This window comes from Endozoicomonas sp. ALC013 (assembly GCF_049310205.1).
Lineage (GTDB): Bacteria > Pseudomonadota > Gammaproteobacteria > Pseudomonadales > Endozoicomonadaceae > Endozoicomonas.
In genome coordinates, this window is sequence record NZ_JBLYNS010000018.1 from 1 (window position 1) to 18,277 (window position 18,277).

At 49.1% G+C, this 18,277-nt stretch carries 16 protein-coding genes; 8 read left to right on the plus strand and 8 right to left on the minus strand.

Annotated elements, in window-relative coordinates; genetic code table 11:
* Positions 1-91: 91 nt before the first annotated feature.
* Genes ACO6V1_RS05705 through ACO6V1_RS05720 form a run of 4 tightly spaced genes read right to left on the minus strand, consistent with a single transcriptional unit; the run spans position 92 to position 1,870 of the window.
* Positions 92-565: a hypothetical protein gene (locus tag ACO6V1_RS05705; protein ID WP_422466129.1), complete on the minus strand. Its 474-nt coding sequence runs from the start codon at positions 563-565 to the stop codon at positions 92-94.
* A gap of 2 nt (positions 566-567) precedes the next feature.
* On the minus strand, positions 568-804 hold the full coding sequence (gene pspB / locus ACO6V1_RS05710; RefSeq protein WP_101746715.1) for an envelope stress response membrane protein PspB: 237 nt from the start codon (positions 802-804) through the stop codon (positions 568-570).
* 53 nt (positions 805-857) lie between these two features.
* Positions 858-1,535: a PspA/IM30 family protein gene (locus ACO6V1_RS05715; protein ID WP_422466131.1), complete on the minus strand. Its 678-nt coding sequence runs from the start codon at positions 1,533-1,535 to the stop codon at positions 858-860.
* The gene (locus ACO6V1_RS05720) at positions 1,532-1,870 is read right to left on the minus strand and encodes a hypothetical protein (RefSeq protein ID WP_422466133.1); all 339 of its coding nucleotides are present in this window, start codon (positions 1,868-1,870) and stop codon (positions 1,532-1,534) included. Before ACO6V1_RS05720 ends, ACO6V1_RS05715 begins: the two co-directional genes overlap by 4 nt.
* Before the next feature lie 244 nt (positions 1,871-2,114).
* On the opposite strand from ACO6V1_RS05720, the gene pspF reads away from it, so the two are divergent.
* Positions 2,115-3,200 carry a phage shock protein operon transcriptional activator gene (pspF, locus tag ACO6V1_RS05725; RefSeq protein ID WP_422466135.1) on the plus strand — a complete coding sequence of 362 codons (1,086 nt, stop codon included), beginning with the start codon at positions 2,115-2,117 and terminating at the stop codon, positions 3,198-3,200.
* 55 nt (positions 3,201-3,255) lie between these two features.
* Here the strand turns inward: pspF and ACO6V1_RS05730 are convergent, their stop codons facing one another.
* The 4 genes from ACO6V1_RS05730 to ACO6V1_RS05745 are packed head-to-tail and all read right to left on the minus strand — an operon-like array spanning position 3,256 to position 9,549.
* Entirely contained in the window at positions 3,256-4,941 is a 1,686-nt protein-coding gene (locus ACO6V1_RS05730; RefSeq protein ID WP_422462403.1) for an ABC transporter ATP-binding protein, read from the minus strand.
* Positions 4,938-6,368 carry an ABC transporter permease gene (locus ACO6V1_RS05735; protein ID WP_422462401.1) on the minus strand — a complete coding sequence of 477 codons (1,431 nt, stop codon included), beginning with the start codon at positions 6,366-6,368 and terminating at the stop codon, positions 4,938-4,940. Before ACO6V1_RS05735 ends, ACO6V1_RS05730 begins: the two co-directional genes overlap by 4 nt.
* An 18-nt stretch (positions 6,369-6,386) precedes the next feature.
* Positions 6,387-7,385, minus strand: coding sequence for an ABC transporter permease (locus tag ACO6V1_RS05740; protein ID WP_422466166.1), 999 nt, complete (start codon positions 7,383-7,385; stop codon positions 6,387-6,389).
* The gene (locus ACO6V1_RS05745; protein ID WP_422466137.1) at positions 7,375-9,549 is read right to left on the minus strand and encodes an ABC transporter substrate-binding protein; all 2,175 of its coding nucleotides are present in this window, start codon (positions 9,547-9,549) and stop codon (positions 7,375-7,377) included. The genes ACO6V1_RS05740 and ACO6V1_RS05745 overlap by 11 nt, the downstream gene beginning before the upstream one ends.
* Before the next feature lie 765 nt (positions 9,550-10,314).
* Here ACO6V1_RS05745 and ACO6V1_RS05750 point away from each other — a divergent pair.
* From ACO6V1_RS05750 to ACO6V1_RS05780, 7 genes are all read left to right on the plus strand, one after another.
* Complete coding sequence (locus tag ACO6V1_RS05750; protein WP_422466139.1) at positions 10,315-12,921, plus strand: TonB-dependent receptor; 2,607 nt, start codon at positions 10,315-10,317, stop codon at positions 12,919-12,921.
* A gap of 170 nt (positions 12,922-13,091) precedes the next feature.
* Positions 13,092-13,892, plus strand: a complete 801-nt coding sequence (locus tag ACO6V1_RS05755; protein ID WP_422466141.1) for a DUF3450 domain-containing protein — start codon at positions 13,092-13,094, stop codon at positions 13,890-13,892.
* On the plus strand, positions 13,892-15,319 hold the full coding sequence (locus ACO6V1_RS05760; protein ID WP_422466143.1) for a MotA/TolQ/ExbB proton channel family protein: 1,428 nt from the start codon (positions 13,892-13,894) through the stop codon (positions 15,317-15,319). The genes ACO6V1_RS05755 and ACO6V1_RS05760 overlap by 1 nt, the downstream gene beginning before the upstream one ends.
* A 10-nt stretch (positions 15,320-15,329) precedes the next feature.
* Positions 15,330-15,851: a MotA/TolQ/ExbB proton channel family protein gene (locus ACO6V1_RS05765; RefSeq protein WP_101746722.1), complete on the plus strand. Its 522-nt coding sequence runs from the start codon at positions 15,330-15,332 to the stop codon at positions 15,849-15,851.
* A gap of 53 nt (positions 15,852-15,904) precedes the next feature.
* Positions 15,905-16,309, plus strand: a complete 405-nt coding sequence (locus ACO6V1_RS05770) for an ExbD/TolR family protein (RefSeq protein WP_101746723.1) — start codon at positions 15,905-15,907, stop codon at positions 16,307-16,309.
* Between the two features lie 31 nt (positions 16,310-16,340).
* Entirely contained in the window at positions 16,341-16,961 is a 621-nt protein-coding gene (locus tag ACO6V1_RS05775) for an energy transducer TonB (protein ID WP_163369531.1), read from the plus strand.
* 15 nt (positions 16,962-16,976) lie between these two features.
* On the plus strand, positions 16,977-18,218 hold the full coding sequence (locus ACO6V1_RS05780) for a tetratricopeptide repeat protein (RefSeq protein ID WP_422466145.1): 1,242 nt from the start codon (positions 16,977-16,979) through the stop codon (positions 18,216-18,218).
* Positions 18,219-18,277: the final 59 nt, after the last annotated feature.

Here is an 18,277-nt window from a genome sequence, read left to right on the forward strand (position 1 = left end):
GAAGTCGTTTTTATTGTGTTAGCAAACAACTTGCCAATAAGAACAGATATGAATATGTATTGCAATCTGTCTTGATCAGCAGGGGGGGAGGTTATGATTCTTGCCTGGCAGGTTTTTCTGAAGATTGCAGATCTCGAAACTCACGAGCGAATTTCAAATGATTTGACGTTACGCTGTCCTCGACTCGGGACAGACGACTTTCCAGTCTTGTTACTTTACGGGCCAGTTGACTGACAGAGGTTTTAGACAGTCCAGGCGCTGCTTCTTTATCATTAATAAGGACATCGTCGTTTTGTTCTGCCGACTCAGAGTTTACATCTACTTCTATTTTCTTGATCCGACGCCCTCGATAAGTGTCTTTTCCTGAGCTAATGCTGAGGACAACACCAATGGCAATATAGGCAAGGATGGCGCGAGAGGTTGACGTGAAATAAGCAATACCTGCTGCACTCAGGCGAACGGCAAGAACATCCAGATGAAATCGGTTGGCAATATAGCTGCACACGCCCATGATAGCGGGAGAGGCTTCACCTTCCTTTTGCTGAGTGAAAATTTTTCTGATCACTCTCATTGACGAGTCCTCCAGCCCGGAACTTCATTGTCCAGAATACGCTCCAGAACATGAACTCGTTCTTCCATGACTTCTACCCGGTGTACAGTGGCTTCAAAAAGCTCCTGAGAATCTTCATCCAACTGTCTGGCCTGACGCAATTGTGTCAGGTAGTGGAAGACCAGCCAGGGCAGGAACAGGAATAAAATCAGAATGGCACTGATAGGGACAATGCCGTCGATGACATATTCCATAGGTATTGTGACTCCCTTTTTGGATCAATTCAGTATTGTTGTTTTAACCATTATCAAACGGCTTTTTCAGGATTTTCTGTGGACAGAGATGCTTTTAGAGAGGCAAGTTCTTGTTCCACTGCACTGTTCATTTCCAGATTCTGGAATTCCTGCTCAAGTTCTGAAGTACCAAGACCTTCAGCTTCTAACTGGCTATCCAATGCATCCAGATCCCTTTCCATCTCTTCGAACCTGGCTTCCTGACGCAACCGGGCCTTTTCCCGGGTGCTCTCCCGCATTTTCAGACGATTCTGGCTCACCTGCCTTCTGAGGCGCAGAGACTCAAGACGTTTGCGAGCTACCTTCATGGCATTTTGAAGACGCTGTATGTCTTCATCATGGCGGCCAAGCTGCTGTTCCATTTCTGCCAGATACTGTTCTTTTTCCCGGGATTCTGACAGCAATCTTTGCTTTTCTGCCAGAGCATGGCGGGCAAGGTCTTCACGGCTATGCTCAAGTGCCAGTCTGGCTTTGGCGGTCCACTCTTCAATATTGCTCAATCTGTTCGCCAGCTGTCGTTCGATATCTTTTTTATCGGCGATCAGACCTGCGGCATCGGAGCGCACTTCAACCAGGGTTTCTTCCATTTCCTGAAGCATCAGGCGAGCCATTTTTTCAGGATCTTCTGCCTTATCCAGCAGAGCGGTGATATTTGCATTCAGGATGTCACTGAGACGGGAAAAAATACTCATGACTGCGCTCCCTGATTCGGGTTGATTTTCAAAAAATTAATAATGAGCTTGTCGTCTTTTTTCTTGTTTAAATGGCTGTTGTTGTCATTTTGCTGAACGGTCTCATTTAATGGCTGCTGATCAAAGAGGTGCTCATTAATCAACTGGTGATGTCTGGCGAGATCTGCTGGCAGCTCTTTCATCAGTTCCTGTTCTATTTGCTCCATGGCTTCCGTTTGCAGTGCTTTCATTTCAGTGTCAGAAATCATTTCTGACCACAGTGGCAGCTCATCGGCAAGAGCAACTGTGCTAATCAAACCAAGTGAGACAATAACAGATTGAAGCAGTGCTTTCATGTTTAGAATTCCTTTCATTAACTATTTACTTGCCATTTAACAGGTCAGAAACTGTGCCAACCTGACAAGTTACAATAACCTGCTGTTTATTAAAGAGTTATTAAATTTCTGTTTAGAGCTGACAGTTTTTGACCGTGGTCTTTTTGGCCACTATGTGGTTTGATAGACCAGACAATGGTTTAAATCGCATAGCTTTCGAATAACAAAAACAATGCCCGACATCATTTCCTCCAGGAAGAAGACTTTGATCGGCTCATCGCCTGCATTTCTTGAGATGCTTGAGTCAATTTCCCGCTATGCTCGCCATGAGCGTCCGGTATTAGTGATGGGAGAGCGGGGAACGGGTAAGGAAGAGGTCGCAAGTCGTTTGCATTATCTGTCACCACGATGGCAACAGAATCTTGTTAAGCTTAACTGCGCCGCATTCAATGATGAACTTCTGGATTCAGAACTGTTTGGCCATGTGGCCGGTTCATTCACCGGTGCACGACAGGCGAGAACGGGTCTTTTTCAAGCGGCTGATGGAGGGACTCTTTTTCTCGATGAGTTGGCGACCATGGGGCCAAGGCTGCAGGAAAAACTGCTAAGGGTTGTGGAGTATGGTGAGTTATACCGGGTTGGCAGCTCCAGGCCAGTGCAGGTTGATGTGAGGGTGGTGGCTGCAACCAATGAAAACTTACCTCAGCTTGCAAGAGAAGGACGCTTCAGGGAAGACCTTCTGGATCGACTGGCGTTTGATGTGGTGGCTATCCCTCCTCTGCGAGCCAGACAGGAAGATGTCCTGTTACTTGCCAATCATTTTGCTGTGCGAATTTCTCACGAGTTGGGAGAGATAGAAGACGACATAGGCTTTGCAGGCTTTTCAGGCTCAGCGATTGAAACGCTGAATAACTATCAGTGGCCTGGCAATGTCCGGGAACTCAAGAATGTTGTTGAGCGCAGTGTATGTCATAGCATCCCGGGTGAACCCATTGAGGACATTGTGCTTGACCCATTCAGTTCCCCATGGCTTTCCGGATTAAAATCATCGAACGAGCCAGACGTAAAGACATCCAAAGAAGAATATCGAAGTTCTTCTTCTGATATTGATGTAACCAATAAAACTGGACAGCTGGAATTATGGCTTGAGCAGATGAGAGATGGGCAGGTCGTAGAATTGAAGGGTGTCCTGGCAGAGACAGAGCGCTCGTTTGTCCATCATGCCATGGAAAACTGCCGGCATAATCAAAAAGCGGCAGCAGAAATGTTGGGTTTAAGTTATGACCAATTCAGGTCATTAATAAAAAAATACGGGAAGGCGCGGGTAAGAGAGCAAGAAATAATTGTCTGAGGTGTTCTGGTTCCCACTCGGAGCGGTGGGAACGCACACCAACTTCACTCTCAATTCAATGGGCCGAAGGAACCGCATCCAGCAACATTTTTGTGTATTCATGTTGTGGCTGAGTCAAAACCTGTTCAGTCAGACCCTGTTCAACAATCTTGCCACCCTGCATGACCGCAACGCGATGGGCGATGTGAGGGATAATGGAAAGATCGTGGGTGATGAACAGATAGGATACCTGTAACTCCCTCTGAAGCTCTAACAGCAAGTCCAGTACTTCAGCCCGAATGGAAACATCCAGGGCGCTGGTGGGTTCGTCACAGATAATCAGATCCGGCTCTACGGCCAGGGCCCGGGCAATGGCAATACGCTGTCGTTGACCCCCTGAAAACTCATGTGGGTAGCGGTGACGATGCTCAGGCTCAAGCCTTACTCGGGCAAGCAGGGATTCAATGCGCTGAATCCGCTCCTCTTTAGAAAGTTCAAGACCAAGGCTGACCATTCCCTCTTCAATAATATCCCCAACGGTCATGCGTGGGTTCATGGAAGAGAACGGGTTCTGGAAAATAACCTGAATCTTCTTGCGCAGCGGCAGCATTTCCCGGCGGGTTAGCTGATTGACACAAAGGCTGTTGTACCAGATGTTGCCGGCAGTGGCTTTCTCAAGGTTAAGAATGGCACGCCCCGTTGTGGACTTACCACACCCGGATTCACCAACCAGGGCCAGAGTCTCCCCTTTGCCAATGGCAAAACTGATGCCATCAACGGCTTTGGTGTAGCTGTGTACCCGCTGAAATAATCCTTTGCGCACCGGGAAGTGGATTGTCAGGTCTTCCACGGTTAACAGGGACGCTTCTTTTTCCAGTGAACGGTACTCGTCCATATCCGGAAGACTATCAATCAGCTGTCGGCTATAGGCTTCTTTTGGATCGGCAAAAAAGGCTTCACAAACATTCTGTTCAATGATCTCTCCCTGGTACATAACGCCGACCCGATCAGCAGTCTGGCGAACAACCCCCATATCGTGGGTGATCAGCAGAACGGCCAGTTTTCGCTTTACGGTCAGCGTTTTAATCAGTTCCAGAATCTGTTTCTGAATCGTCACATCAAGAGCGGTGGTTGGCTCGTCCGCCAGGAGAATATCGGGTTCACAGGCCAAAGCCATGGCAATCATCACACGCTGTTGCTGACCACCGGACATTTGGTGGGGATACCAGTCAACCCGCTTCTCCGGGTCAGGCAAGCCTACTTCCCGAAACAGTTCAACCGTCCGCTCACGGATTTCTGAAGAATTCAGCGAGGTATGAATCTTCAAGGTCTCTGCAATCTGAGCCCCAACGGTCTGTACCGGGTTCAAGGCAGTCAGTGCATCCTGAAAAATCATGGCGATCTTTTTGCCGCGTATACCGCCCATTTCCTGTTCCGTTAAAGCGAACAGGCTGGTTTCAGGCAAGGCGATTTTACCCCTGGTAATGGTCAGTGCATCCGGCAGTAGTCGCAGAATGGACAGGGACGTTATGGATTTGCCACTGCCGGATTCGCCAACCAGTGCATACACTTCACCTTTTTTCAGGTCAAAGCTGACATCCTTCAAAATGGTCGTATATGGCTTATGACGCAAGCGAACGTTCAGGTTGCTGACGGAAAGCGCCAGCGATTTATCGACTGTTTGCTTTTTTATAGTGAGTTCACTGGTGGCCGTTTGAACGTAGGCAGTGGATCGTGCTTCAGTCATTGTTACCGTCATCATGCCGTCTCCAGTTTGGTTTTTGGGTCAAACGCGTCGCGCACCAGGTCAGAGAACAGGTTGACGGACAGCACCAGGGTAAACATCAGGAAGAAAGCTCCGCACAGATTCCACCAGATAGATGGTTCACGGGACAGTTCCGTACTGGCCATATTGATCATATTGCCCCAGCTGGCCATGGCAGGATCGATACCGACACCAATGTAGGCAAGAACCGCTTCCGCCAGTACAAGACCGCTGAAGTCCAGTACGAAGGAGATCATAATGATATGGCTGAGGTTGGGCAGGATATGCCGTTTGATAATCTGGAAATGGCTTACACCAAAAGCATGTGCAGCCTGAACGTAGTCAAGCTGACTGATCTTCAGAGTTTCTGCCCGCAGCAGACGACAGAGGGTTGTCCAGCTGGTGATGCCCAGAATAAAGCACAGAGCCAGGAACCTGGCATCGGCTTTTTCCAGGCCAATCTCAAAGAACTGTGGATTATTATTGATCCAGACCTGGAACAGCAGAACGGAGGCTGCGATCAATAGCAAACCGGGAATAGAGATAAGCGTCGTGTAAATATATTGCACGACATCATCAATCCAGCCCCTGAAGTAACCGGCTGCCAGCCCCAGGCTGATAGCCACAGGCATGGTGATCAGGGTAGCCAGTGTGCCAATCAATACGCCGGTCCGAATGCCTTTCAGGCTTTCAAAGAGCGTGTCGTTTCCGGCCTGATCAGTACCCAGAACATGATATAGATTGCCCAGGGTGATCAACCAGCCAAGCACTGCCATGATAATGGCAAAGGTAATCCAGGCTGACTTCCAGGGCAGAGGGCTTATATCACCAACACCGGCAGACTGGCTTCTACGCAACCAGAGGGCATGAAGGCCGATCAGTGCCAGGGCAACGGCCAGGCCTTTGCCAATTCCGACCAGTGACTTAATAGCAATATCTTTAACAAATGATTCCGGGCTTGCCAAATGCGCACCGCCATAGGCCAGCTCCGGGTAATCCCGAACCCGCTCTCCATCCGGCAGTAACAGGTTTTCCTTATTCCATGATTTCAGGGCAAAAGGTGCGGAGTAGGTACGCTCAGGTCGTTCACCCATCTCACCGAGGGCAAGATCCAGCAGGCTATGCACATCATTGCTGTAAAACACCTGTTCGCTGCTTTGACCCTCCGCAGCAGGCAGTGCTTTACGGAAATGGACTGAGTCCACCAAGGCAATCATCACATAGGACATGATGATAACAAAGGTTGCCATGCCCAGTCTGGTGGCGAACACCTGTCGCCAGCGTTCCATGTTTTGGGGGTTGCGCCGAAAGGAGGCGACAAACAGGGAGATTGCACCGACCAGCAAAAAGATCAGCGCATCACTCCATAAAATGGTCCACATAAAGCCTTCACCAAACAGGCCGGGTCCGATTTCGAAATCCATAATTACGTCCCTCGCTGTTTAGCTCAATCGGACCCGGGGATCTGCCCAGGTGTACGAAATATCGGTCAGAATCAAACCAATGATGTAAAGAACAGAGCCGAGAAAGACCATCGCTCTGACAATGGCAAAATCCTGCGCACGAATAGCGTCCAGCAGGTAGCTGCCAAGGCCCGGAATACTGAAAAATGACTCCATCACCAGGCTGCCCATAAACAACACTGGAATCACAACCACCACCCCGGTGAGAATTGGCAGCATGGTATTGGGCAAAATATGCCGGAACAGCACGCCCGCCTCGCTGACGCCTTTGGCTCGGGCTGTTCTGGAAAAATCCTGTCCGGCTACTTCGATAAACAGCGAGCGGTACCACCGGGCGCTGGCACCAATACCGGAAATGACACCAATCACAATGGGCAGTATCAGGAAACGCCAGCCGTCTATACCGTCATTGAATCCGGATACCGGGAACAGACGGGACATTTTCGCCATGTAGTACTGGCCGAAAATGATATAGAACAGATAGGAGATGGACATCAGGGTAACAAAGACCACCACCGCAAAACGGTCCAGGCTGCTGCCACGGAACATCAATACCATCAGAGCCACCGAGATGTTGACAAAAATCCCAATAAAGAAGGTAGGAAGAGCCAGTGCCAGGCTTGGTCCCATGCGATCCAGAACGTCGGACTGAATACTTCTGCCGGCATCGGAAGTGCCAAAATCGAAAGCAAACAGTTTTAACGACTTGTTAAAAAAGATGGTGTCTGTGAGTATTCCCAGTCCATCGGCATCACCGTTTAAGAAAAGGGGTTGGTCATACCCTTTTTCAGCGATCCATGCCTGCACCGCGTCTTCGGTTACGTACTTATCCCCAAGATGAGCCGTTGCCATATCTTCAGGCGTGTTGACGATAAAAAATAAAACAAACGTCAGCAGATTTACGCCAATCAAAATTGGAATGGCGTAGCACAGTCTTCTAATTATGTAGGAAAACATATTTTTATCTCTACGAAGCATCAATCGTCAGTTTCTGCCTGCGGCGATAAGCCCTGATACCAGGAACAACCAAAAGGAATAACAAGCCGATACTGGCCATCAGTGGCCAGACAATGGGTTGGTTCCACTCTTTCTGTTTTTGTTCCCTGAGCGCAGGATCGACTCGAACGTATTTCAGCGTACCCTGGCTAATACCATGGCGCTTGGTGTTGTATACCCACTGGTTAGAGAGGTAATACTCCTTGTTATTAAAACCCCAGATCCATGGGCTATCTTTCTGAACAATGGCCACCATCTGGTTAATAGCAGCCAGTCGTTCCGGTCCATTGGCCAGTGTTTTTACTTTGTCGTATAAGCGATCAAAATCAGGGTTGTCATAGTTGGTAGAATTACTGCCGGCACACTGACATTTCACCAGGCCCTGACGACTGTCCAGAAGAAACAGGAAGTTTTCAGGGTCCGGGTAGTCAGCCAGCCATCCCCAGCCGAACATCTGGGTATTACCCTGGCGCATTTTTTCTTTGAAGCGCGGGTAGTCGGTGGTGCGGAACTCAAGTTGTACGCCAATCCTGTCCAGCTGTTTTTTGATCCAGTCCGCTCTTGGGCTGCTGTCCGCAGAGGTGGTATCCATATAGAGGATCAACGGCTTGCCGGTTTCGTGGTGTCGTCCATTGGGGTATCCCGCCTCAGCCAGTAATTGCCTGGCGTACTCAATGGATTTTCTTTTGGGTGTTTTGGTTGCCGGGTCCCAGTCAAAGATATAGGCGTTCGTTGCCGCTTCTCCTTCGGCATAACCATATAAGCCCGGTGGGATGGGGCCCTGGGCTACCTGTCCTATACCATTGCGGAAAATATCGATGTACTCCTGATCGTTATACACGATGCTGATGGCCTGACGAAGCTTGCGCTTATCTTCTGTATATCCGCCAACGACAGGATCGACCATATTAAAGCCGGTGTAGAAGAGCGAGGGGCGGATTTCTTCATCAACAATAATATTGCGTGTTTCCAGTTCCGGGGTCAGCTCGAGTCCACCCGGGCCGACAGTAAACGCCTGGTCAAAAGTGGCCGTATTGATGTTGGGGTCACCATCACCGGAACGGTCGTAGTAACCTTGAGTGAACTTACTCCACATGGAGGTGGCCGCTTTTTCATAGCGGAAAATGGCTTTGTCAATAAACGGCAGTGGCTTCCCAGCATCGGCCAGGTAGCCTTTTTTCTGATCATCGACCGAACCATCAGAAGGGTAGAGTTCTTGTCGGAAATTCGGGTTTCTCTCCAGAACGATTTCACGATTGGGTGAGTTCACCGTCATCATAAAGGCACCGGTACCAATAGGGTTCCAGTCCAGCGTCAGGTTACGATCTGGAAATCCGGGGTTGTGGTAAAAGCGGTCGGCTTCCCAGGGGACAGGCGCAAAGAAAGGCATGGCAAGCCAGTATTGAAACTGCGGATAAATGCCTTCAATGCGAATGGAGAACGTATAGTCATCCACCCTGGTCAGTCCTTCCATGGGGTGAGCGCGAAGGTCCAGCCACGCTTCTTCCTGTCGGTTCTCTTTGGCCCATGCACCAAAATCTTTCATGCCGACAATGTAATCGGTCATCAAACCAAGCAGCGGTGATTTGTTGACCGGGTCAGCCATCCGTTTGATCTGATAGATGTAATCGTCTGCTTTCAGTTCCCGGGTACCGGTGGCGGGAAAGTCGCTCAGCTGCTTGTACTGTTCACTTTCTTCCGCAGAATTAAACAGGTAAACCGGTTTGCCCTGATCGTCTTCTGCAAGTGCAGGGTGGGGCTGATACATGGTACCTGGCTTGAGTCGTATGGTAATTAGGCTGAATGCAACATCATCCTGACTGTCTTCAGATACCGGATTTAAATTCTCGTCAAGCAACTCCAGCGTCGGCATTGATGCAGCAGTAGCGGGCTCCAACTCATAAGGACGCTTGAGGAAGTGGTATTGCAGTGGTGGCTCATAAATCTGGTCAATAAACAGCTTTTCCTCCGAACTGTAAGAACGGACCGGGTCCAGATGTTTGGGACGGGTAATGAAACTGCCAAAGTAGGTAACGTCTTCTGAATCCACCGGTGGATTCGGGTCATTCCAGGGGCCTGAGCATCCCGAAAGCACTAGAGTTGCAGTCAGAATAGCGGCCCACTTTGAAGTGGGGCTTTGCGGCATGATTGTTCTCTTTATTGTTATCGGTGGTCAGAGCCAGTGGGCTGCTGTTCGCCATGCGTCAAGCAGATGTTGAGCCAGAGACGCATACATTTTTCAGAGATAGCCAAGGTGTTGGCTGATCAGTCGCTAAAGAATTGTACGTATTTATCCTTACCTCGTCACCTGTCAATTAACAATACGTCTCATGACGTTTAGTGGTGCGATCAAAAAGCAAAAGGCACCAATATGGTGCAAAATAGAAAAGATGACTGACAGAGGATGGTGGAAAAAAATTGCAGAGTAAAAGCCTTTGTTATCTGCAATTGGCTAGTAAAATACCCTTTTTGTGAGGCCGGTAGGTGAAAATACCTATTTTTTTGTGTTGTTTGGTTGATTTTTCTCTTTAAAAAAACTTACAGTGCGCTTACCTGTCACAAAAATGAAATATACGTACGGCCATGTAAGTATAATTTGTTTCTGTTTTTTAATCCTTGTGTTTGCGAGTGACGTAAAAATTGGAATGATGATTGCATTGTCGCGTTTATGGATGTGAAAGCATTACAGGTATGACTGCATCAATGTCTAACCGACAATTGCAGTATAAATTGGTGATAAGCCAATAGTGTGGTGAAGGCTAATAACCGGATCAGCACAGGGGAGCTACAAGGGGATGTCTCCATCGGGGATGGAAGTAGTAAGAGCGTAGCCCGCCACGGCGGTGTACAGGCAAGGAGCCAAAAGCTCAGGCTGGCCATAATAAACACAACAAGTGAGCAAGGAAAAATAATGTTCAGAAGGACGGTGTTGAGTACAGCAGTTGCTGTCGCTTTAGGGTCTTCGTTTGTCTCAACGGCAGCATATTCTAATGAGGATTCGGTTGAAAAACTGGAGAAAATCCAGGTGACCGGGTCGCGGATTTCTCGGGTGGATGTTGAGGGTCCATCTCCTGTAGTGGTTATCTCTGCTGAAGATATTGAAAGCAGAGGTTATACCGATATTTTTGAAGCACTGAATTCATTGAATCAAAATACGGGTGGTTCATTAAATCAACAAAACAGTTTTAGCTTTACCCCAACAGCGCAAGCGGTAAATTTGAGGGGCTTGGGTGTTGGTCGAAGCCTCATTTTGATTGATGGTAAACGTCTTCCCATGTTCCCCCTTGGTGCTGGCGGTGCTGAAAATTTCACCGACATAGGACAAATTCCTATTGCGGCAGTGGAGCGTATCGAAGTACTGACAGATGGTGCTTCTGCTATCTATGGCTCTGATGCAATGAGTGGTGTTGTTAACGTAATTCTGAAGAAGGATTATGAAGGGGCTGAAGTGAAGCTTCGCACTGGTGACGCACATGAAGGTGGTTACCAGAATAACAGGCTTGAAGTTTTGGCCGGTACAGCTGGCGAAAGATCCAGGGTAACGTTTATCGCCCAATTCCAAAACAATGAAATGCTTCGTAATGCCGATCGTGACTGGGCAAATAATGATGATAGCGATCGCAGTCAGTTTTCTGCTTATAGTTCATACGGTGCTTCTTTTCAAGCAGCGGATAAAACAGTGACTATACCTGCTGATTGCGAAGGCCTGCTTGGTAAAAATGCTGTACTTCGATCTGATGGGAAGTGTGGCTATAACCGTTCAGCCCATAGGACTCTCAAGCCGGAAAATGAAAGTTTCGATTTGATGGCGAACTTTGAGTATGACCTTTCTGATGATATGACCGCATTTTCCCGTCTGAGGTTTGGTCAGAAAGAGACCTTGGCTTATTTTGAGCCAAATGCCTACGACGTTGAACTTTCAGCTACCGATCCAGGTAATCCAACCTTTGGCACTCCAGGCGCTCAGAAAGGAGAATTTACTCGCCGAATGGTGGAGTTTGGAGAGCGGTCCAGTGGCGGTGAAAGCCAGTATCTTGGAGCCATGGCTGGAGTCAATGGCCTGTTTAATGATCAGTATGACTGGGAAACTACCATTGGTTATACCATCCAGACAATGGATGTAACAAGCGAAGAAATTATCCAGAAAACCATCGATGATATGGTGAAGGCTAGAACGTTGAATCTTCTGGAAGAGATTCCTCAAAGTGTTGTTGATGCAGCCCGAGGTACTTCTAAAATTGACTCAGAATCTTCCATCATCAGCTGGACAGGGTCTTTTTCTGGTGACCTGATGGAGCTGCCTTCCGGAACTGCTGCTTTTGCTACCTTTGCGGAAATTAACCGCACTGAGTATGAGGATGTCAGGGATCAAGGCACCCTTGATGGCATCTATGTAGGTAAAGGTGGTACCTCAGGCGGTGGTGAAAGAACCCAATATGGTGTTGGTGGTGAGGTGATGGTTCCAGTTGTTGAGGATTTGGAAGTTACCCTTGCCGGTCGTTTTGATGATTACAATGATGACTCAAAAACCGGATCAGCATTCACGCCGAAAGCTTCTTTTGCCTATCGTCCAGCAGATGTGTTGCTGGTCCGGGGTGGGGTCGGTAAAAGTTTCAGAGCCCCCGACATGCAGCGTTTGTTTGGTGGCACGACAAAAGGATTTAACAATTCTTCTGATCCAACCTACTGTGAAGCAACGAAGTCTTCTGGTGGCACGCCCGCAGAGATAGTGGAGGCTTGCGGTACTCAATATTTTGATACTGAAGTTGGTGCGAATAAAGAGCTTGAAGAAGAAAAAGGAACAAACTATTCCTTCGGTATTGTTTGGGAAGCTATGGATGATCTGACGGTAACGGCTGATTGGTACAAAGTTAAGTTGACTGATCTGGTTGTTACTCCTGATCTGGGGCGTATTATTGCTGACCCGAGCCGCTATGCAGGTACTCAGGTAATCCGTAAAGGCGATGGCACCATTGATAAAGTTATCTATGGTCCTGTCAATCAGGCAGGTGAAAATGTTGAAGGAATAGACCTCAGTGTTCGGTACCGGTTCCCTGAAACCAGCTTTGGTTTGTTCTCAACAGAGTTTGCCACTACCTATTTAATAAAGCGTGAAACTCAAACATCTGATACTGATCCGGTGAAAGATGTCACAGACCATGAGCCAGGTATTCAGGCATCGGTTAATTTGGGTTGGGAGTATGACAAGCTGTCTTCAAATCTCTTTGTGAAGTATCGCGACTCTTATTGCTCAGATTTTGCTAATGATTATTACTTTACTGACTGTGAAGCGGCCAAGTCGGCTGGTTATGAAACCAAAGTGAGTAGCATGACTACATTCAATCTGTCGGCTAAGTATCGTGTTAATGAACAGGCAGTGGTTGGTATGGGTATTACCAACCTGTTTGATAAAACACCGCCCGCTGACCCTCTGGATGGCACCTCGCCATATTACGCAGAAACTTATGATAATCCGGTAGGTAGGGCATACTACCTTGAGGCCAGTTACAAGTTCTGAATTGTAACTGATTGCATTCCCACGCTCCGCGTGGGAATGCATATCTAAACCCGAATTGGATGCTCCGACATGGAAAGGACGCCAACACTATTGCTCATACCTTTCAGAGGAAATTGTTCAGCTTTCCTCTGAAAGATAAACAACAAAAACATCATGGGAAATGGCAGTCCATGTACAAAAAGAAAACAACCCATAAGGTGAAGAGCCTGTGCAGCACGCTGGTACTCAGCACTGCGTTGTCCGCTTCAATAGTCATTCCAACCGCATTTGCCCAGGACCCTTTGAGCAGTGCACTCACGACACAGCAGAAAACCGATAAAGCATCCCAGCGCTCCCAAGCGAAGGTGAATACCCTTTCTGACCAGGCCCAGGAGCTTCTGGCAGAGTACAAAAGCACCATTCGTCAGGTTGAGGCATTAACCGTTTATAACCGCCAACTGCAAAAAGTCGTCAATGCCCAGCAAGCAGAAATTGAATCCATGCTGGCCCAGATCGAAACACTGGATCAGACCAATATCGAAATCACACCACTGATGTTGAAAATGGTGGATGGTCTGGAAGACTTTATTGCTTTGGATGTCCCCTTCCAGCTGGAAGAACGGACTGACCGTGTCGCCCGACTCCGGGAAACCATGGATAGCCCTAACGTCACTACCTCGGAAAAATACCGCAAAATTCTTGAAGCCTATCAGATTGAAAACGACTTCGGTCGTACCATTGAGGCCTATGAGGCCAGCCTCGGCGCAGGTGACGATACCCGTACCTACAACTTCCTCCGTATCGGTCGGCTGGCGCTGCTTTACCAATCTCTGGATGGCGAAGAAACCGGTCAGTGGAACAGCGACACCCGCAGTTGGGAAGTTCTTCCGGATAACTATCGTGCCGGTGTTAACCAGGGCCTGAAAATTGCCCGCAAACAGGCACCCCATAACCTGATCAAACTGCCGGTACGCGCTGCGGAGGATGCATAATGAAGTACATTACCGCTATTACAAAAGCAGTGGTAAAACCACTGGTGGTATCCCTGGGGCTTGGCCTGACATTCTCGGCCGGTGCCAGCGAAGGTGCTGCTGCGCTGCAGGATCTTTTGAATAAAATCAAGGCAGACAGCGTTACCGAAAGCCGTGAAAACAAAGCCCGTGAAGCACGCTTCTTAAGTGATAAAAACTCACAACAGCGTTTGCTGGCGGAAGCTAAAGCGGAGCTTAAGGCCCAGGAAAACCTGAGTGACCAGTTGCTCAAGCAGTCGGACGACAATGAAAAAGTTCTTAAGGAAACTCAGAATACGCTGGATATTCGCTCTGGAGAGCTGAAAGAACTGTTCGGTGTTGTGCGTCAGTTTGCCGGTGATAACAAAGGTATCTTTGAAGCCTCCATGATCACCGCACAATATCCTGAAAGAACCACTTTTATGGCGGAAATGGCCGAAAGTAAAAAACTGCCCACAACCGCCAAACTGGAACAGTTCTGGCACGAAGTACTCCGTGAAATGGTGGAATCCGGTCGTGTGGTTAACATGTCGGCCACGGTTGTTTATGGAGAAGGCGATGAGGCTCAGAAAGACATCATTCGTGTCGGTAGCTTTAATGCCATCGCCGATGGTAAATACCTGACTTACTCTCCAGCCGTTGGCAAGTTCCAGGAGCTGTCCCGTCAGCCACAGTCAGGCATTCTCTCTGCCGTTGCTGAGCTGGAAGCCTCTGCCACTGGTTATACACCGTTCTATGTAGACCCATCTCGTGGTCAGATTCTCTCACTGCTGGTGCAAAGCCCAAGTATTGGGGAACGAATCGATCAGGGTGGTGTTGTCGGCTATGTCATCCTTGGTCTGGGTGCCTTTGGTCTGCTGCTGGCGGCTGCCTGCTTTATTAACCTGACACGAATTGGTCAGGGTGTTCGCAAACAGCAGAAAACCGATCAGGTCATCAAAGGTAATCCTCTGGGTGACATCATGCAGGCTTATCAGGATAACCGTGATGCCGACCTTGAAACCCTCGAGTTGAAACTTGATGAAATCATCATGCGTGCAGCGCCTTCCATTGAACGCGGTGTGGGTGGTATCAAACTGATCGCTTCAGTAGCACCACTGTTGGGCCTGCTGGGAACCGTGGTTGGTATGATCGCTACCTTTCAGGCCATTACCCTGTTTGGTACGGGTGATCCGAAGCTGATGGCAAACGGTATTTCCGAAGCACTGGTAACCACTATGCTGGGCCTGGTTGTCGCCATTCCGACCCTGTTTACCCACAGCCTGGTGAATAGCAAGAGTCGTCGTCTGATTCAGGTACTTGAAGAGCAGAGCGCGGGTTTTATTGCCCGTCATCAGGAGCAGGACCTGAATACTGGCGCACGTAATGCTCGTACTACGGTGTCCGTCAACGCTGCTGAACCGGCGTAAGGAGTAATCCATGCTCTGGTTACTGGAAGAAATTGACTCCATTCGCCGCTTTTTAGGCATGGGCGGCGATGTACTGATGATGCTCTTTGTGCTGACCCTGATGCTCTGGGTGCTGGTCATTGAGCGTTATCTGTTCTTTTTTCTCGAAAGCCCGAAGCTGGTTAAGGGAACCATTGAGAAGTGGCAGAACCGGTCGGACAAGTTGTCCTGGCAGGCCCGGCATATTCGTACCGCCATGATCTCCGAGGTCTCCCTGAGTGCAAAGCAGGGGCTGCCCATGATCAAAACCCTGATCGCCCTTTGTCCATTATTAGGACTGCTGGGAACAGTAGTGGGCATGGTTCAGGTATTTGATGTACTGGCCGTCACCGGTACCGGCAGCCCAAGGGCGATGGCCTCGGGTATTTCCAAGGCCACGATTCCTACCATGGCAGGAATGGTGGCCGCACTGTCCGGTCTTTATTTCAGCGCATTGCTTGAGAAGCGTGCCGACCGGGTGAGCCATAAAGTCGCCGATTCCATGCAGCATTGATTGAATTGCCATTGCACTGCTCCCGGCAGTGCAACGGGTGAGAGGAAAGAATAATGAGAAGACGCTATAGCAACGGCGCACAGGAAGATGCAGGGATTGATATGACACCGATGCTGGACATCGTGTTTATCATGCTCATCTTTTTCATTGTAACAACGTCGTTTATTAAAGAAGCAGGTATTGATGTTAACCGGCCTACGGCCAATTCCGCCCAGGTGGTGAAAAAAGGCAATATCATGATCGCCGTGAGCGACACCGGAGCGGTGTGGATTGACAAACGTCGGGTAGAAGTGGGTGCGGTTCGTGCCAACGTTGAGCGGCTGAAGGCAGAAAACCCGGAAGGTGCGGTGGTAATCCAGGCGGATAAGAAATCCGAATCTGGTATTGTCGTAGAAGTCATGGACCAGGTGAGACTGGCGGGTGTTTACAGCATCTCCGTGTCTGCACGGGAACCATAAAGCTGTTGGATCGGTGTAGTGAGAGGTGCGTATGCGTTATTTAGCAGCACTCGGTCTCGGTTTTGTGGTGGCACTGGGGTTGTTTGCGGTGATGAATGCCCTGGTCAACAACAACCGCCATGAACTGGTCGAGGCCGATGATAACCGGATCAGCGAGTTTATTCGCTTGCAGCGTCCGGAAACCATCAAAGAGAAAAAGCGGGAAATCCCAAAGCCCCAGCCTAAACGGCCACCGCCACCGCCAGAGATGAAAATCTCCCAGCAGGTGGATAAGCCGGTGATCGAGCAGGTGAAGATGGAAGTGCCCCAGGTGGATGTGGATCTTGACCTGGCCGTAGGCGACGGTGCTGGCCTGTACGCCTCTGGTGGTGTTTCTGCTGGTGGTGGTCCGGTTCCTCTGAATAAGTTCAGCCCCATGTATCCCCGTAAAGCACTGCAAAGTGGTGTGGGTGGTTCAGTGGTCTTTCAGTACACGGTTAATGCCGATGGCCGGGTATCGGACGTAAAAATTGTCAAAGAAAAGCCCCGTGGTAAAGGATTCGGCAAGGCGATTAAAAAGGCTGCTCTGAAATGGAAATTTAAACCGGCAATGGAAGACGGTGTTGCGGTGGCACGTACACAGCAGCAGGAATATGAGTTCGTCTTGGAATAACGAGTGGAGTAAACCATGGACAGTATAAGGTTAAGTCTAAAAAAGACGGCTATGGTTTCTGTGCTGCTGGCGGGCATAAGTGCTCCGCTGGCCATGGCCGCTCCCAAAAAAGCGCCAGAGCTGCGGCAGATTACCTATAAGTACATTCTCAAAGCCCAGGAACAAATGGCTGAAGATGATTATGCCTCGGCTCGTCAAAGCCTTGAGCATGTGCTTGGCAAAGTAAAAAACAGCAAATTCGATAAGGCGGCGGTTAACCAGATGCTGGGCGTCGTATTTGCCAACCAGGAGCAATACGACAAAGCCATCGGTTATTTTCGATCAGCCCTGGCTGATGATGCACTGCATTTACCTGCAGCTCAGCAGGTTCGCTATAACCTTGCACAGCTGTTGATGATGAAAGGTCAGTACCGGGAAGGGATCGACCAGCTGAAAGTCTGGATGGCTAATCTGGATGAGAAAGTTGCGATACCGGCCAGTGCCTGGATTATGCTGGCCAACGGCTATTCCAGAATGCAGGAATGGAAAAATGTGGTAGATCCGGCGAAGAAGGCAATTGCGGCGTCGGAAGCACCTCCGGAGTCCTGGTATACCCTGTTGCTGGCCGCCCATTATGAGTTGAAAGACATTCCCAAAGCCATTGATGTTCTGGAAATACTGGTCACTCTGGCGCCGCAGAAAAAACAGTACTGGCTGCAGCTTTCAGGCATGAATATGTCCATCAAGCGGGATGCAGCGGCACTGGCCGCACTGCGTGCCGCCTATCGCAATGGTCTGTTTGATAAGGAAAGTGACTACACACAGCTGGCAAACTTCCTGACTTATCAACAAGTGCCTTATCAGGCTGGTGTTGTTTATTCACAGGGAATGGAAGCCGGGCTGGTTGACAGTAATTTCGAAAACCTGAAGAAGCTTGCCAATTTCTGGTCCCACGCCCGGGAGAATAGCAAGGCTATTGATGCTTTTAATCGAGCGCTGGAACTTGAGCAAGATCCTGATCTGCAGGTTAAATTGGCCAGAATGCTGGCTCGTTCCGAGCGTTATCAGGAGTTACTGACGCTGGTTACCAACCCTTTTGACGGGATTACCGAGAAGCAGCAGGGAGAGATGCTTTTTCTGACAGGCATGGCCCACTATCAGCTGGGAGATAGTCGAAAATCACTGGGTTATATGGAGAAAGCGGCGTCTATTCAGAGCAGTAGAGGCCAGGCCAACTCCTGGATTGGCTTTTTGCAACAGGACCTGAATAACCAGTAATCGGCAAATAAATTCCTCCCTCCCTTAACTGCCATCGTGGTTAAATCCACGGGGAGGGA

Bases quoted from the DNA above. Each gene is read 5' to 3' on its own strand.
- ACO6V1_RS05730 (WP_422462403.1), bottom strand. From the start codon at position 4,941: ATGATGACGGTAACAATGACTGAAGCACGATCCACTGCCTACGTTCAA.
- ACO6V1_RS05765 (WP_101746722.1), top strand. From the start codon at position 15,330: ATGCTCTGGTTACTGGAAGAAATTGACTCCATTCGCCGCTTTTTAGGC.
- ACO6V1_RS05760 (WP_422466143.1), top strand. From the start codon at position 13,892: ATGAAGTACATTACCGCTATTACAAAAGCAGTGGTAAAACCACTGGTG.
- ACO6V1_RS05740 (WP_422466166.1), bottom strand. From the start codon at position 7,385: ATGCTTCGTAGAGATAAAAATATGTTTTCCTACATAATTAGAAGACTG.
- ACO6V1_RS05750 (WP_422466139.1), top strand. From the start codon at position 10,315: ATGTTCAGAAGGACGGTGTTGAGTACAGCAGTTGCTGTCGCTTTAGGG.
- ACO6V1_RS05780 (WP_422466145.1), top strand. From the start codon at position 16,977: ATGGACAGTATAAGGTTAAGTCTAAAAAAGACGGCTATGGTTTCTGTG.
- ACO6V1_RS05745 (WP_422466137.1), bottom strand. From the start codon at position 9,549: ATGCCGCAAAGCCCCACTTCAAAGTGGGCCGCTATTCTGACTGCAACT.
- ACO6V1_RS05775 (WP_163369531.1), top strand. From the start codon at position 16,341: ATGCGTTATTTAGCAGCACTCGGTCTCGGTTTTGTGGTGGCACTGGGG.
- pspB (WP_101746715.1), bottom strand. From the start codon at position 804: ATGGAATATGTCATCGACGGCATTGTCCCTATCAGTGCCATTCTGATT.
- ACO6V1_RS05755 (WP_422466141.1), top strand. From the start codon at position 13,092: ATGTACAAAAAGAAAACAACCCATAAGGTGAAGAGCCTGTGCAGCACG.
- ACO6V1_RS05715 (WP_422466131.1), bottom strand. From the start codon at position 1,535: ATGAGTATTTTTTCCCGTCTCAGTGACATCCTGAATGCAAATATCACC.
- ACO6V1_RS05770 (WP_101746723.1), top strand. From the start codon at position 15,905: ATGAGAAGACGCTATAGCAACGGCGCACAGGAAGATGCAGGGATTGAT.
- ACO6V1_RS05720 (WP_422466133.1), bottom strand. From the start codon at position 1,870: ATGAAAGCACTGCTTCAATCTGTTATTGTCTCACTTGGTTTGATTAGC.
- ACO6V1_RS05735 (WP_422462401.1), bottom strand. From the start codon at position 6,368: ATGGATTTCGAAATCGGACCCGGCCTGTTTGGTGAAGGCTTTATGTGG.